This is a genomic window from Flavobacterium petrolei (assembly GCF_003314435.2).
GTDB lineage: Bacteria > Bacteroidota > Bacteroidia > Flavobacteriales > Flavobacteriaceae > Flavobacterium > Flavobacterium petrolei.
The window spans coordinates 350970-365541 of sequence record NZ_QNVY02000003.1 but is presented as its reverse complement, the minus strand read 5'-3'; the positions used below and the strand labels follow the sequence as shown (position 1 = coordinate 365541).

At 33.9% G+C, this 14572-nt stretch carries 13 protein-coding genes; 5 read left to right on the top strand and 8 right to left on the bottom strand.

What is annotated here, in order from left to right:
- Positions 1-71: 71 nt before the first annotated feature.
- The 6 genes from DR871_RS11100 to DR871_RS11075 all read right to left on the bottom strand — a co-directional run bounded on the left by DR871_RS11100 (position 72) and on the right by DR871_RS11075 (position 7290).
- Positions 72-1208, bottom strand: a complete 1137-nt coding sequence (locus DR871_RS11100; protein ID WP_165355329.1) for a retropepsin-like aspartic protease — start codon at positions 1206-1208, stop codon at positions 72-74.
- 2 nt (positions 1209-1210) lie between these two features.
- Entirely contained in the window at positions 1211-1858 is a 648-nt protein-coding gene (locus tag DR871_RS11095; protein WP_113666344.1) for a hypothetical protein, read from the bottom strand.
- 114 nt (positions 1859-1972) lie between these two features.
- On the bottom strand, positions 1973-3820 hold the full coding sequence (locus DR871_RS11090; protein ID WP_113666343.1) for an ABC transporter ATP-binding protein: 1848 nt from the start codon (positions 3818-3820) through the stop codon (positions 1973-1975).
- 80 nt (positions 3821-3900) lie between these two features.
- A complete protein-coding gene (locus tag DR871_RS11085; protein WP_113666342.1) occupies positions 3901-5628 on the bottom strand; it encodes a phospho-sugar mutase in 1728 nt (575 codons plus the stop codon).
- Positions 5629-5793: 165 nt separating this feature from the next.
- The gene (locus DR871_RS11080) at positions 5794-6753 is read right to left on the bottom strand and encodes a glycosyltransferase family 2 protein (RefSeq protein ID WP_113666341.1); all 960 of its coding nucleotides are present in this window, start codon (positions 6751-6753) and stop codon (positions 5794-5796) included.
- Positions 6754-6759: 6 nt separating this feature from the next.
- On the bottom strand, positions 6760-7290 hold the full coding sequence (locus DR871_RS11075) for a DUF4199 domain-containing protein (protein WP_091171555.1): 531 nt from the start codon (positions 7288-7290) through the stop codon (positions 6760-6762).
- A 240-nt stretch (positions 7291-7530) separates the two neighbouring features.
- Here DR871_RS11075 and DR871_RS11070 point away from each other — a divergent pair, with 240 nt between their 5' ends.
- The 4 genes from DR871_RS11070 to DR871_RS11055 all read left to right on the top strand — a co-directional run bounded on the left by DR871_RS11070 (position 7531) and on the right by DR871_RS11055 (position 12680).
- Positions 7531-7782, top strand: a complete 252-nt coding sequence (locus tag DR871_RS11070; protein ID WP_039109118.1) for a type B 50S ribosomal protein L31 — start codon at positions 7531-7533, stop codon at positions 7780-7782.
- 162 nt (positions 7783-7944) lie between these two features.
- Positions 7945-9120 carry a GlmU family protein gene (locus DR871_RS11065; RefSeq protein ID WP_113666340.1) on the top strand — a complete coding sequence of 392 codons (1176 nt, stop codon included), beginning with the start codon at positions 7945-7947 and terminating at the stop codon, positions 9118-9120.
- Between the two features lie 287 nt (positions 9121-9407).
- Positions 9408-10871 (top strand): alanine/glycine:cation symporter family protein, encoded by a 1464-nt coding sequence (locus tag DR871_RS11060; protein WP_113666339.1) that lies wholly within the window; start codon positions 9408-9410, stop codon positions 10869-10871.
- A gap of 174 nt (positions 10872-11045) precedes the next feature.
- Positions 11046-12680 (top strand): ABC-F family ATP-binding cassette domain-containing protein, encoded by a 1635-nt coding sequence (locus tag DR871_RS11055; RefSeq protein WP_113666338.1) that lies wholly within the window; start codon positions 11046-11048, stop codon positions 12678-12680.
- Positions 12681-12743: 63 nt separating this feature from the next.
- Here the strand turns inward: DR871_RS11055 and DR871_RS11050 are convergent, their stop codons facing one another.
- Together DR871_RS11050 and DR871_RS11045 are read right to left on the bottom strand one after the other, a co-directional pair.
- The gene (locus DR871_RS11050) at positions 12744-13028 is read right to left on the bottom strand and encodes a GNAT family N-acetyltransferase (RefSeq protein ID WP_113666498.1); all 285 of its coding nucleotides are present in this window, start codon (positions 13026-13028) and stop codon (positions 12744-12746) included.
- Positions 13029-13051: 23 nt separating this feature from the next.
- A complete protein-coding gene (locus DR871_RS11045; RefSeq protein ID WP_113666337.1) occupies positions 13052-13774 on the bottom strand; it encodes a pirin family protein in 723 nt (240 codons plus the stop codon).
- Positions 13775-13887: 113 nt separating this feature from the next.
- Between DR871_RS11045 and DR871_RS11040 the strand changes: the two genes are divergently transcribed.
- Positions 13888-14571, top strand: a complete 684-nt coding sequence (locus tag DR871_RS11040; protein WP_113666336.1) for an alpha/beta hydrolase — start codon at positions 13888-13890, stop codon at positions 14569-14571.
- Position 14572 lies beyond the last annotated feature (1 nt).

Sequence of the window (14572 nt, the reverse complement as noted above, 5' to 3'; positions counted from 1 at the left end):
TAAAGTATTTTTAAAAAAATGTTGCTCTAACGTTAGATACGATATGTAAAGTTGACCATTTTATTTTATAATTAGGATTTAAGCACTTGTTTTTTTATTATGATTTTTTGCCCATTCAACTTTTCTATTTGATAATTGTCTTTTTTAAGATTTTCAATTCTCCACAATATAAAATTACACTCATCTTTAAAATCAGTTGCCTCTAAACCATTTATTGATTTCACTTCTTCTTCTGCTTCTAAATCTTTTGCTGAACTTTCGGAATTGTTGTTTTTACCCATGATTATTAATTTGCCGTTTTTCAGATAACAATCGGCATCAAAACTCATTTGTAAAGAAATAGGTTGGTTTGAAAGTTTCAAATAATATTTTGAATTGTCATTGTTTAGGATCAAAATAGAGGATAATTGCGAGAAGAATTTGAGTCCGATTTTATTTTCAATATTTGCTCGAATTTCTATTTTTAAATCGTCAAATCTTCTGTTGCCCAGAATCAAATTATCAAAACTCAAAGCTTCGTATCGGTTAATTTTTATATTGGAAAGACTCATTGTCAATCGGGAACCAGAAATTATTGCATCTTGATTTTCTTGTTTTAGTTTTTTAAAAATTGGTTCTTTTTCAGAAACTTCAAAAAAATCGTTATATCCTAAGTCGACTAAGCAATTTTTGAATTCGGTTTCATTGATGGTAAAAGTAGTGAAATGGCGGTTATTTTTGTAAGTAATGGGCATCTCAAGCATTTCGCTAGAATATTCAAAATTTGATTTTGAGACGTATAAAAGATTTTTCTCAAAATCAATTTTCCAGTTCAGCTTGTTGATAGCATTTGCACCTAATAAATAATAATTATTACAAGATAAAAAGGGCATGTCATACACTATGCTTTTTACATTTTTAATTTTAAAAGAACCAATTGTTACTGTTTCAATTGTTCCTTCTTTCATGGAGTTTACATCTTCGTTACTGTCAGTAATATTCTTTTTTCCAGTAATTTTGATATTAGCGCTATTAGCTTTTGCTGATGTGACCACACCAAGCGATGCGCCTGTGTCAAATGCAAAGTCAGTTTCGATGCCATTTATTAGCCCCTTAAAAACTAATAATGAAGATTTAGTTGTAAAAGGGATTGTGTCAATTTTGACAGATTGGGCTTTACTTAAAGATGAAAGTAAAAGCAATAGTACTAGTAGAGTGTTTTCTTTCATGTTTATTGATTTGATTTTTGAGTTCTCAATTTTCGTAATGTTCGACCGATGAAGATGCCGCCAACAATTCCCGGTAAACTCCATGCTAAAACTGGAGGTAAAAAGGTATTATTAATCACAAGGAATGCCGTAAAAGCGGCAATATAGGCTCCGGTCATTCTACCGATATGATTTTTTAATCCATATAATTTGTCGGTAATTTTTCCGGTGTAGGCTTTGTATTCGACAGCGCATAATCGCAGACTAGTTAACCCAAATAAGAAATAGACGATTCCAAATAATTGTTTTGCTAACACATATTTAATTCCAATATAAAAGAAAATCATACTGGAAATAAGCATGAGAATAGTCAGGATTGTATCGCCTATTTTAGGTTTTTGACCCAGATGAGCCTTTTTTAAATGAATCATTCGATAGCCTGAAATAGACAAGTAAATTGTGAATACGCCTACTATAAAAAGGAATAAGTTAGGATGCACATACGAAAGGTAGAAAGCGCACAAACCAGTTGAAACCATGGCTAAAGTAAATACTTTACCAAGTTTTTTATGAATGACATCTCCTTTTTTCCGAATTAAAAGCAACGTTCCTAATAGCAATCCGGTAAAACCGGAAAGAATGTGAAGTGTTAAGATAATTTTGAAAAGCATAAATTTCAGTATTAAATTAAAAAGGTTACGTAAATGTATTAGATGTTACGTAACCTTTTTTTAATTTTTTACTGAACTGTAAATTTAAGTGCCTGAAGTGTATTTTAAGGCAACTTACTCGAAAGACTGCATGGTGACTAATTTGTTATATGTACCATTCATTGCAATCAGTTCCTCGTGTTTTCCTTGCTCCACTATTTTTCCTTTTTGCATCACAACAATCAAATCTGCTTTTTGAATGGTAGAAAGACGGTGTGCAATAACAATTGAAGTTCGGTTTTGCATCATGTTTTCCAGTGCTACTTGAACGAATTTTTCACTTTCAGTATCCAATGCCGACGTGGCTTCATCCAAGATCATAATTGGAGGATTTTTCAAAACGGCTCGGGCAATAGATAAACGTTGTTTCTGTCCACCGGAAAGTTTGTTTCCGCTGTCGCCAATATTAGTATGAATTCCTAACGGTAAGTCTTTTACAAATTCATAGGCATTGGCAATTTTCAACGCTTCGATAATTTCATCATCAGTTGCGTCTAATTTCCCAAGAGAGATATTAGCTTTAATCGTATCGTTAAACAAAATACTGTCTTGGGTAACTAATCCCATTAAATCACGAAGGGAATGTAGGTTCATGTCTTTGATATCAATTCCATCGATAGCAATTGTTCCTTCATTCACATCATAAAAACGAGTCAATAAATTAGCAATGGTACTTTTCCCACTACCGGATTGTCCGACAAGAGCAACAGTTTGTCCTTTTTTAACTTGAAGTGAAAAGTCTTTTAAAACATTCTCTTCTTCGTATCTAAAATTAATATTCTTAATAGTTATACTGTCTTCAAAAGTTGATTTTTTAACCGCATTTTCGCTGTCTGTAATTTCATTTTTTACTTCTAGAACTTCAAAAACACGTTGAGCTGCTGCCAATCCATTTTTTACGGAATAAGAGGCTTTAGAAATGGATTTTGCCGGAGTTAGAATATTATAGGCAAGGCCCATGTAAGCTAGGAACTTAGCTCCATCAAGTAGTGCTTTTCCATCAGGAAGTGTGTCTACAAGTACCATTTTTCCACCAAACCAAAGCAATACACAAATTGTAATAATTCCTAAGAACTCACTTAATGGCGTAGCTAAGTTGTTCTTTTTTCCGATACTGTTAGATAATTTTAAAACTCTGGTAACTGAATCATTAAATTTTTCTTTAAAATTTGATTCCGCATTGTAACTCTTAACAACTTTTAGTCCAGATAACGATTCTTCCACAATTGAAATTAGATAACCATTTTCATATTGTACTCTTTCGGATTTGCTGCGCAATGACTTACCAATTTTTGATATCAATAGTCCTGATAGAGGGATGAAAATAAAGACAAACAAGGTCAATTTGAAACTGATTGCAATCATTCCAATTAGGGTGAATATAATTGTCATTGGTTCCTTTACTATCAATTCTAGGATAGAAAAAAAAGAATTTTGAACTTCATTTACATCGCCCAACATTCGAGCCATAATATCTCCTTTTCTTTTTTCAGAATAGTAGGAAACAGGTAGGTTGATGATTTTGTGGTACATTGAATTTCTTAAATCCTTCAATACGCCGTTTTTAAGATGCATCAAATGATTGGATGCAAGGTAATTAAACAGATTTTTTAACAGGAAAGTGATGCTTACTATACCTATAACTAGCAGCAGCGCAAATTCAGGACCATGCTCGTCTGTTAGTTGTGTGATGTTATAGTATAAGTATTCTTTAGAGAATTTGATAATATCAAAAATAGATTCTAAAGCAGGTTTCTTGTTGATTTTTTCACTTGTGCCAAAAAGGACATCCATCATAGGGATTAATGCAATAAAAGACAAAGTACTAAATAGTGCGTAAAAAATATTGAATATCACATTCCAAACCATATGAGAACGATATGGTTTTGTGAAAGGAATAATTTTTTTGAAATTTGAGTCCATTTAAGTTGTTTTTTTTATCATCAAGACCCGATAAGTTCTCTACTTATCGGGTCTGTCTGAAAAATCAATTTTGTTTTTAATTAATTCAATTGCATTGAAGTAATAATGTTTTTTATTTTATGGTCCAAAATACTTTCTACTTCATTGAAATCTTCTACTGATTCCAATTCCGTATTTACACTGATATAAAATTTTATTTTTGGTTCCGTTCCACTTGGTCTGGCGCAAATTTTAGAGCCGTCTTCGGTGTAATAAATCAATACATTCGATTTTGGAATGACCATTGGTGATTCGGTTCCATCCAATAAGTTTTTAGCGATTGAGGATTGATAATCTTCCAGCATAATTACACGTTGTCCGTTGATTTCTTTCATTGGATTTTCCCTCATGTCAATCATCATCTGATTGATTTCCTGTAGACCGTCCATGCCTTTTTTAGTCAATGAAACTAAGTGTTCTTTGTAAAAACCATTATCAACATAAAGTTTTAGTAATTCTTTGTAGACCGTGCTTCCTTTGGCTTTGGCTTGAGCTGCCAATTCGCAAATCAATAAAGTAGCTGCAACAGCATCTTTATCGCGTACAGCATCGCCTACCATGTATCCAAAACTTTCTTCTCCACCACCAATGAATTCTAACTCAGGAAAATCTTTAATCATCTTGGCGATCCATTTGAAACCAGTCAATCCCACTTTGCATTCCACGCCGTAATTTGTTGCTAATTCCATCATCATAGGAGTAGAAACGATTGTAGAACCCACAAATTGTTTGCCATTGATTTTATCTACTTTTTTCCATTGTTCCAATAGAAATGCGGTCATCAAAATCATCGTTTGGTTTCCGTTCAGCAAGGTCATTTGTCCTTCGTTATTTCGAACCGCTACACCTAATCTATCGCAATCTGGGTCTGTTCCCACTACAATATCAGCATGGGTTTTATCTGCCAATGCCAACGCCATTGTCAATGCTTCCGGCTCTTCTGGGTTTGGAGATTTTACAGTTGGGAAATCACCATTTGGCACTCTTTGTTCTTCCACGATATGTACGTTCGTGTATCCCGCTTGCGCAAAAGTATCAGGAACTAAAGTAATAGAAGTTCCGTGTAAGGAAGTGAAAACAATGTTCAAATTTTCTTTGGCTTCAGCCGAAGTTCCAAAACTTGCATTCTCGATAGTCGATTTGATAAAAGCTTCATCAACTTCCGTATCTATATAATGTATCAAATCTTCATTAGCAGTGAACTTGATTTGATTGTAATTTAAATTCTCAATAACAGTGATAATTCCTTTATCTTCCGGCGGTACAATTTGTCCACCATCTTGCCAGTATACTTTGTAGCCGTTATATTCCGGTGGATTATGTGAGGCTGTAAGAACAATTCCGCACTGACAACCCAAATGTTTTACTGCAAATGACAATTCTGGAGTAGGTCGCAATTCCGAAAACAAATACACTTCAATTCCGTTAGCCGTGAAAACATCCGCCACTAATTTAGCCAAAGTATCGCTATTATGACGACAATCGTAAGCAATAACGGCTTTCAAAGGTTGGTTAGGAAAAGCAGTATGCAAGTAGTCAGAAAGTCCTTGAGTACTTTTTCCTAGCGTATATTTATTGATGCGATTGTTTCCCACGCCCATAACACCGCGCATTCCACCGGTTCCAAATTCAAGATTTTTATAAAAACTCTCTTCCAGTTCTTTCGGAGATGTAGTCATCATTTCCTTTATCGCTTCTTGTGTTGCGGTGTCAAATGTTGGCGTAAGCCATTCATTTACTGCGTCCAAAATATTTTGTTTGATTTCCATTATATATTTTTTTAGTTTCTAAATTCGTAAATGAAATTTAAATCCAATTTTTTTTTTTAGGAGCTATATCCTGCTATACGCTATATCCACGCAAAAAAAGCGTGGGATGCCGCTTTTATCAGGGCTAGGTATTGTGTAAACGAGAACTTTTTCGTTTACATAAATTTATAAAAAATTAACCTCACTGGATACTTTATAACGCTCTTCATTGTTTTTTGTTCTCAAAATTATTTCGCCAAGAAATCCGGCCAAAAATAATTGTGTTCCCAAAACCATTGTGGTAAGCGCAATATAAAACCAAGGATTATTGGTAACCAGACTATAACGCATGTCATTATACATGTGGTACAATTTTGAAATACCAATATATCCGGCAAGCGTAAAACCGATAATAAACATTAATGATCCCATGGCGCCAAATAAATGCATGGGTCTTTTTCCAAATCTTGATAAAAACCAAATAGTTATTAAATCCAGAAAACCATTAATAAAGCGTTCCATCCCAAATTTAGTTTCACCATATTTTCTGGCTTGATGTTGTACCACTTTTTCGCCAATTTTTCCAAAACCAGCATTTTTGGCCAAAACTGGAATGTACCGGTGCATTTCACCTGATACTTCAATGTTTTTCACCACAATATTTTTGTAGGCTTTCAATCCGCAATTGAAATCGTTCAATTCCACTCCCGATGTTTTTCTAGCCGCCCAATTGAACAATTTAGAAGGCAAGTTTTTTGCCACCACGGAGTCGTAGCGTTTCTTTTTCCATCCGGAAACTAAATCATATTTTCCGTTGGTAATCATGTCGTATAAACCCGGAATTTCCTCTGGGCTGTCTTGCAAGTCAGCATCCATAGTAATAATGACATCGCCTTGCGCTTTGGCAAAACCAGCATGCAGTGCTTGTGATTTCCCAAAATTTTTCATGAAACGAACCCCTTTTACATGAGGGTTTTCATTCGCAAATCCTTCGATGATAGTCCATGAATTATCCGTACTTCCATCATCCAGAAAAATGATTTCGTATGAATAATTATGAGAATGCATCACTTTGATGATCCAATTATATAGTTCATTAAGCGATTCCTCTTCATTAAGAAGCGGTATGAGTATTGATAAATTCATTAATTTTTATTCTTGTGTAGATTTACTTTTAAAGAATGCTGCCAAAATTAATCCGAAAATTGAACTAAAAACAATACTAAAAACGGATCCTTTTAATAGTTCCAATGTAGAGTAAGGATTGTTTTCTTTTAATTTTGCGATAGCTTCATTAATTGCTGATGCTGGTGTGCCAAATTTTTGCATCATATTGACAGTGTATTTAATCATTAATTCACTTAAAGTCTCTTTAGCAGAAGGATCAATAAAATTGAATAAAAGAACATTAAAAAGAGTTGAAATTAAAATACCTATTAGTGTAGCGATGAAGTAAGTCGTAAAAGCATCCTTGAAAGAGAAAACATTGTTCAGCTCTTTTTTTGTTTTCGAAAGTAAAACAATTCCCAATGTAAGGTAAACCAAAATACTTAGGACTCCAATCCACCAAGAAGTAAACAAATTTAAATCAATAGCGTAAATTGTTGAAGTAATTAATGCAGAAACAATTCCAATTGTTACTCCAAAGGTTATTCCATTCTTTTTAATAATTTCGTTTATCATTGTTGTTGTTTTAGAATTAATCCACAAATATAACAATTCCCAATATATTCGGAGCTAAAAATCGCTTTTTACGATTATATAAAAAAAGTGATGCAAAGATTTGTTTATTGGAAAAAAATTGTAAATTTGCAAACTCAAAATAATATTGTAAAACAAAAAGTTATAAGGAGTTTATACCTTTTCTGTTAGAAGAAAAGCTTCAAGACAAATTATAATTAACAAATAAAAAAGATTAACAAGATGAAAAAAGGAATTCACCCAGAAAATTACAGATTAGTTGCATTTAAAGACATGTCAAATGACGAAGTTTTTATCACTAAATCTACTGCAGATACAAGAGAAACATTAACAGTTGATGGTGTTGAATACCCAGTTGTAAAAATGGAGATCTCTAGAACTTCTCACCCTTTTTACACAGGTAAATCTAAACTTATCGATACTGCAGGTCGTATTGATAAATTCAAAACTAAATACGCTAAACACGTTAAATAATTTTAACTTGTTTTCAAATATAGTAAAGCCTTCCTTTTTGGGAGGCTTTTTTATTTTATTTATTTGAAAACTTTGTAACTTTGAAGTCAATATTATAAAAAGGGAAGTTTTTTGAACTAATTTTTATTCAATAACTAACTGAATCAACAAATAAACAATTTTATGAATTACATACTTTTTGACGGACCATCCAGAAATGCCTTATTGCCTTTTACTTTTACACGTCCTATTGCGGATATTCTTATTGGGATTATGACCATTCGTCAAAAATGGGAAATGCATTTGGGTTCTACTACAACTACTTTGACAGAGGAGTATTTGTCAGAAAAATATCCAATGGTAGAATTAGAAGAGAACGTAATGATTAATGCTTCTTTTCTGCCTAACGCTATTTTAGTCGAAATGGTTAGTAATTTGGAACCCAATCAGGCAATTTTTAGAGGCGATGAAGTCATCGCTTTTTATACTACCGAAGAACAAGAAGCAGTAGATTTTGATTCCTATGAAATTATTGAATATACGGATGATTGTTTAACAGTTCAAAACACTTGGGATATTTTCTCTAAAAATGATGCTGCCATTCGGGAAGATTTCGAAATCTTAACCGAAGACCGAAGATCTCAACCTATTCCAAAAAGTGTGAATGTAATTGCACCTGAAAATATATTTATTGAAGAAGGAGCAACGTTAGAGTTTGTGACTTTAAATGCTTCTACAGGTCCTATATATATAGGTAAGGATTCTGAAATTATGGAAGGATCTGTTATCAGAGGCCCTTTTGCCTTGTGCGAAAATGCACAAGTAAAAATGGCGTCTAAAATATATGGAGCGACAACAGTAGGTCCTTTTTCCAGAATTGGGGGCGAAGTCAATAATTCGGTATTGTTTGGTTATTCTAATAAAGGTCACGACGGATTTTTAGGAAATTCAGTTCTTGGCGAATGGTGTAATATTGGCGCCGACAGTAACAATTCGAATTTGAAAAACAATTACGAAGAAGTGAAATTGTGGAGTTATGAAACGGAAGGTTTTGCTAAAACGGGTCTTCAGTTTTGCGGTTTGATGATGGGTGATCACAGTAAGTGCGGTATTAATACTATGTTCAATACAGGGACAGTAGTAGGAGTGAGTGCTAATATTTTTGGCAGCGGTTTTCCTCGCAATTTTGTGCCAAGTTTTTCTTGGGGCGGCGCTTCTGGTTTTACTACTTATATTACCAAAAAAGCATTTGAAACGGCAAGACTTGTAATGAGCCGTCGAAATGTGGAATTCGATGAAAGAGAAGCTGCAATTTTGGAACATGTTTTCGAGGAAACAAAAAAGTGGAGAAAAGATTAATAACTTTTGCTATTGATATTATATTTCTTAAAGACAGGAAAATGCTCCATTCAATCGAATAGAGCATTTTTTTTTCAATTTAATAGAAGTAGAATTCTTTTTCGGAATAAGAAAAAGGATAGGGAAAATTCTTCTTTTGAGTAAAAATAGTGTTTTTTTCAATCTTTTGTTTTTAAGGTATTTAAGTATTTGGTAAGGTTTTAGATGGCCGTTAGTTAGTTTTCTTTGGCTTAATGGTATAGTTTTATAAAAATTAAATGTTGGGATTATTAATTTAAATTAAAAATATGGAAGAGATTGTCGTGATGGTAAATGAAATAGTTTGGAGTGTGCCTCTAATAATTTTGTGTTTAGGAACAGGGCTTTATTTTTCAATACGAACTCGTTTTCTTCAATTGCGTCATATCAAGGAAATGTTTCGTTTATTGTTTGATGGTAAAAGTTCAGAGTCAGGAGTTTCCTCTTTTCAAGCGTTATCAATGTCTCTGGCAGGTAGGGTTGGTACTGGAAATATTGCGGGAGTGGCTACAGCTATCACTTTTGGAGGTCCTGGTGCTTTATTTTGGATGTGGGTTGTTGCTTTTCTGGGAGCAAGTACTGCTTTTGTAGAGGCTACTCTTGCGCAGATTTATAAAGAAAAACATTTGGGACAGTTTCGAGGAGGTCCCGCTTTTTATATCGAAAAAGGTTTGGGCGTAAAGTGGTTTGCCATCTTGTTTGCCATAGTTTCCGTTATTTCAGCAGGTATTTTATTACCCGGAATTCAGTCGAATTCGGTGGCTGACGGTTTGAACAATGCTTTTAATCTTGACTCCAGAATTACCGCTGTTATAGTTGCAGCTGTCTTTGGAGCGATTATTTTTGGCGGAGTAAAACGAATCGCAAAAGTGACTGAAGTGGTAGTTCCAATCATGGCTATTGGCTATCTTTTGATTGTATTAGTTATAATAGGTATGAATCTTGGAGCGTTGCCAGGCATTATTTCTTTAATTTTTAACAGTGCTTTTAGTCAGGAAGCAGGCTTTGGGGCAGTTATTGGACTAGCGATTCAATGGGGTGTAAAAAGAGGACTTTATTCTAATGAAGCGGGACAGGGAACTGCACCACATATTGCTGCTGCAGCAAATGTTTCGCATCCGGTTAAACAAGGTTTAGTCCAGTCTTTTTCAGTCTATATTGATACGCTATTGGTTTGTAGTGCAACAGGTTTTATGTTATTAATTACAGGTAAATATAATGTCGAAAACCCAGTTTTAGGTGCAAATGGCGCAACTGAATTTTTATACGAAGGAGCACAGAACGTTACTGCTGGAACAGGATTTACACAAAGTGCTATGAATAGTGTTTTTCCTGGTTTTGGCTCTTTATTTGTGGCAATTGTTTTATTCTTCTTTGCTTTTACGACTATTTTGGCTTATTACTATATTGCTGAAACTAATATTTCGTACTTGACCAGAAAAATGAATTCTCCTGTTTTTAACCGAGTATTAAAAATTGTTATGATAGTGGTTGTTATGTATGGCTGTGTCAATGAAGCAAAATTAATATGGAATATTGGTGATATTGGTGTAGGGATTATGGCTTGGTGTAATATTATTGCAATTCTGCTGTTACAGAAACCAGCTTTTGCAGCATTAAAAGATTATGAAAAACAAAAGAAAGAGGGTCAAAATCCTGTTTTTCATCCAAAGAATATTGGTGTTATGAATGCGCCAATTTGGGACGAAATCAATAAAAATAGAGAAGTATAGTTCGTTTATTTCTTTTTCAAAGCTTTCAGAAATTGAATTTTTATTCTCTTTCTGGAAGCTTTTATTTTATAGTAAACAAATTACTTAATTAATCTATCTTTGCACTTTTTAAAAACAACTTGGTTTTCAACTTTTAGAATAAATGAATAACCAAATCTACAAATCAACATTACAATGATTACAGTTAACGATATTTCCGTACAATTTGGTGGTACGACACTTTTTAGTGATGTTTCTTTTGCCATAAATGAAAACGATAAAATTGCCCTTATGGGTAAAAATGGAGCAGGAAAATCAACGCTGCTTAAAATTATTGCAGGTCAAAGCAAACCTTCAACAGGGAATATTTCGGCACCAAAAGATGCAGTTGTGGCCTATTTGCCTCAGCATTTATTGACTACAGATGGTGCAACCGTAATGGAGGAAACTTCGAAAGCTTTTGGGGAAGTTTTTGCGATGAAAGCGGAAATTGATGAAATCAATGAGCAATTGACGATTCGTACTGATTATGAAAGTGATGCGTACATGAAATTAATCGAAAGAGTTTCGGATTTAAGCGAAAAATTCTATGCGATTGAAGAAGTAAATTACGAAGCCGAAGTAGAGAAAATTCTAATTGGTTTGGGATTTGTCCGCGAAGATTTTAGCCGTCAAACTACTGAATTTTCTGGTGGATGGAGAATGCGAATCGAACTTGCCAAAATCCTTTTGCAAAAACCAGACTTAATTTTGCTGGATGAGCCTACCAACCACATGGATATTGAAAGTATTCAGTGGTTAGAAGATTTCCTGATTAACTCGGCCAAAGCGGTTGTGGTAATTTCTCACGATAGGGCTTTTGTGGATAATATTACGAACCGTACTATCGAAGTTACAATGGGACGTATTTATGATTATAAAGCCAAATATTCTCATTATTTGGAACTGAGAAAAGACAGACGTGTGCATCAGCAAAAAGCATATGACGAGCAGCAACGCATGATTGCAGATAACAGGACTTTTATCGACCGGTTTAAAGGAACATTTTCTAAGACGGATGCTGTTCAATCTCGTGTTAAAATGTTAGAGAAATTGGTTATTGTTCAGGTTGACGAGGTGGATACTTCGGCATTGAAATTAAAATTTCCACCAGCAGCGCGTTCCGGACAATATCCGGTGATTGTTAAGGATTTGTCAAAATCGTATGGAGATCATGTAGTTTTTTCGAATGCAAATATGGTAATTGAAAGAGGAGAAAAAGTAGCTTTCGTTGGTAAAAATGGGGAAGGAAAATCGACTATGATCAAAGCCATTATGAAAGAAATTGAAATCAATGGTGGTAGTTTAGAAATTGGTCATAACGCACAAATTGGTTATTTTGCCCAAAATCAAGCTTCATTATTAGATGAAAATGCCACTATTTTTGAAACAATAGATGATATTGCCGTGGGTGATGTAAGAACTAAAATCAAAGATATTCTTGGTGCTTTCATGTTTCAGGGTGATGATGTGACCAAAAAAGTGAAAGTGCTTTCGGGTGGGGAAAAAACGCGTTTGGCAATGATTAAATTATTGTTGGAACCCGTGAATTTATTGATTCTGGATGAACCTTCAAATCACTTGGATATGAAAACCAAAGATATTATCAAAGATGCGTTGCGCGATTTTGATGGAACTTTAATCTTGGTTTCACACGATAGAGATTTCTTAGACGGATTAGCGACTAAAGTTTTTGAATTTGGAAATAAAAGAGTGGTGGAACATTTTGAAGATATTACCGGTTTCTTAGCCAACAAGAAAATGGATAGCATGAGAGAAATAGAGAAATAATATTCTTAAACTTTTTACAAATCAAAATCGGCTGTATCCTAAAATACAGCTGATTTTTTTTTGTTACAGTCTAATTCCCGGAGGAAGTAACTCTTTGTAAATAGGATTTTTTTTGAAAAACACCACTATTTTTGGAAGAATAGGAACCACTTTGAATTTTCTTTCAATAGCAATCTCCATAATATTTTTCAAGAAATTTGAAATAAATTCTTCATCTTCAAAAGATTCAGGAACATTTATTTTTGTTAAAAATATTTTCTTCTCCTGAAAAGAATATTCAACAGAAACTAATCCCTGATCTACTATAGTTTCAAATTGTCTAGAAAAAGTGTTGTCTTTGATTTCCATAGTGCTTGCTGCATCCATAATAATTAACTCTGATTCATTGGTACCTCTACCAAAAGTATTTTTGATTTGGTATTGATCTTGATGTCAAATGCATCAAAATCTGTAATTCCCATGGCATCTCTTGCCTTCAAAACTTGGTTGTTAACTTCTATTTCGCCTTCAATCAAAAATAAATAAACACCATTTTTAGGAATTCGTACTTTGTAAGTAGCGCTGGTATTGCTGTCAAATATTCCTAAATGGAAAAAGGTTTTCTGGTAAACCCAAAGTGCATTGCCATCATTTTGATCGTTTGGCGAAACAATATTTACAAAGGTATTGATTTGATTTTCAATATCAAACGATTTCTGGTCGTATCTTGGTGTGACGTTTTCTGTGTCAGGAAAAACCCATAGTTGTAGTGTTTTTGCCTCTTCTTTCTGACTCGCATTCATTTCAGAATGTTCTACTCCGGATCCGGCACTCATTACTTGGACTTCACCAAAACCAATTACGCCTTCATTTCCCATACTGTCCTGGTGTTTTAAACCGCCTTCGAGAGGAATCGTAATGATTTCCATATTGGCATGTCCATGAGTGCCAAAGCCTGATCCACCTGCAATGGTGTCGTCGTTTAAAACACGTAACATTCCAAATTGCAAACGCTCCGGATTGAAATAATTTCCGAAAGAAAAGGAGAAATTGGCTTTAAGCCAACCAAAATCTGCGGTTCCTCTTGTATTTGATGTAAATAGTTGTGTAGTCATAAATTATTGATAATATAAGATGGTTAGTTGGACGAATTCCAATAAAAAAATTAATTTTATACAAAATTCGCCATAAAAATTCCGAATTTTGTTATAAAATCGTTAAAACAATTATGAGTAAAATTCCAGTTTATCTAATGCCAGGTTTGGCGTCAAGTGCTGCCATTTTTGAGCGAATTGTACTTCCTGAAGACACGTTCGAAATCCATTTATTAGAATGGGAGATTCCGCTAGATCACGAATCTTTGACGGATTATGCCAAGAGAATTAGTGCAAAAGTAATCCATAAGAATCCGGTTTTGATTGGTGTTTCTTTTGGAGGGATTTTAGTTCAGGAAATGGCGAAATATGTAGAGGCGCGCAAAGTCATTATTATTTCGAGTGTGAGATGCAATTCTGAATTTCCACGAAGATTGAAAATCGCTAAAACCACTAAAGCTTATAAACTGATTCCGATGAGTTTATTTGCAAATATCGAAAGTCTGGCTAAATTTTCTTTTGGAGAAAAAGTAAATCAGCGCCTTAAGTTATATGAAAAATTTCTTTCTGTTCGGGATATTCGGTATTTGAACTGGGCTGTGGAACAAGTGATTTTATGGGATAGAACGGTTAGTGATGAAAATGTAATTCATATTCATGGTGATGCTGATGATGTTTTTCCAATAAAATATATCAAGAATTGTATTACCGTAAAAGGCGGAACGCATATTATGATTTTGAATAAATACAAGTGGTTGAATGAAAATTTGCCTTCTATTATATTGGGAGTAAAAAAACAATCAAAGACGCTTTTGTAAC

What these genes read in the sequence shown, in the direction of transcription:
- DR871_RS11045 (WP_113666337.1), bottom strand. Translation starts at nt 13,774, where the DNA reads ATGACTACACAACTATTTACATCAAATACAAGAGGAACCGCAGATTTT.
- DR871_RS11070 (WP_039109118.1), top strand. Translation starts at nt 7,531, where the DNA reads ATGAAAAAAGGAATTCACCCAGAAAATTACAGATTAGTTGCATTTAAA.
- DR871_RS11095 (WP_113666344.1), bottom strand. Translation starts at nt 1,858, where the DNA reads ATGCTTTTCAAAATTATCTTAACACTTCACATTCTTTCCGGTTTTACC.
- DR871_RS11090 (WP_113666343.1), bottom strand. Translation starts at nt 3,820, where the DNA reads ATGGACTCAAATTTCAAAAAAATTATTCCTTTCACAAAACCATATCGT.
- DR871_RS11065 (WP_113666340.1), top strand. Translation starts at nt 7,945, where the DNA reads ATGAATTACATACTTTTTGACGGACCATCCAGAAATGCCTTATTGCCT.
- DR871_RS11055 (WP_113666338.1), top strand. Translation starts at nt 11,046, where the DNA reads ATGATTACAGTTAACGATATTTCCGTACAATTTGGTGGTACGACACTT.
- DR871_RS11040 (WP_113666336.1), top strand. Translation starts at nt 13,888, where the DNA reads ATGAGTAAAATTCCAGTTTATCTAATGCCAGGTTTGGCGTCAAGTGCT.
- DR871_RS11100 (WP_165355329.1), bottom strand. Translation starts at nt 1,208, where the DNA reads ATGAAAGAAAACACTCTACTAGTACTATTGCTTTTACTTTCATCTTTA.
- DR871_RS11075 (WP_091171555.1), bottom strand. Translation starts at nt 7,290, where the DNA reads ATGATAAACGAAATTATTAAAAAGAATGGAATAACCTTTGGAGTAACA.
- DR871_RS11060 (WP_113666339.1), top strand. Translation starts at nt 9,408, where the DNA reads ATGGAAGAGATTGTCGTGATGGTAAATGAAATAGTTTGGAGTGTGCCT.
- DR871_RS11085 (WP_113666342.1), bottom strand. Translation starts at nt 5,628, where the DNA reads ATGGAAATCAAACAAAATATTTTGGACGCAGTAAATGAATGGCTTACG.
- DR871_RS11050 (WP_113666498.1), bottom strand. Translation starts at nt 13,028, where the DNA reads ATGGAAATCAAAGACAACACTTTTTCTAGACAATTTGAAACTATAGTA.
- DR871_RS11080 (WP_113666341.1), bottom strand. Translation starts at nt 6,753, where the DNA reads ATGAATTTATCAATACTCATACCGCTTCTTAATGAAGAGGAATCGCTT.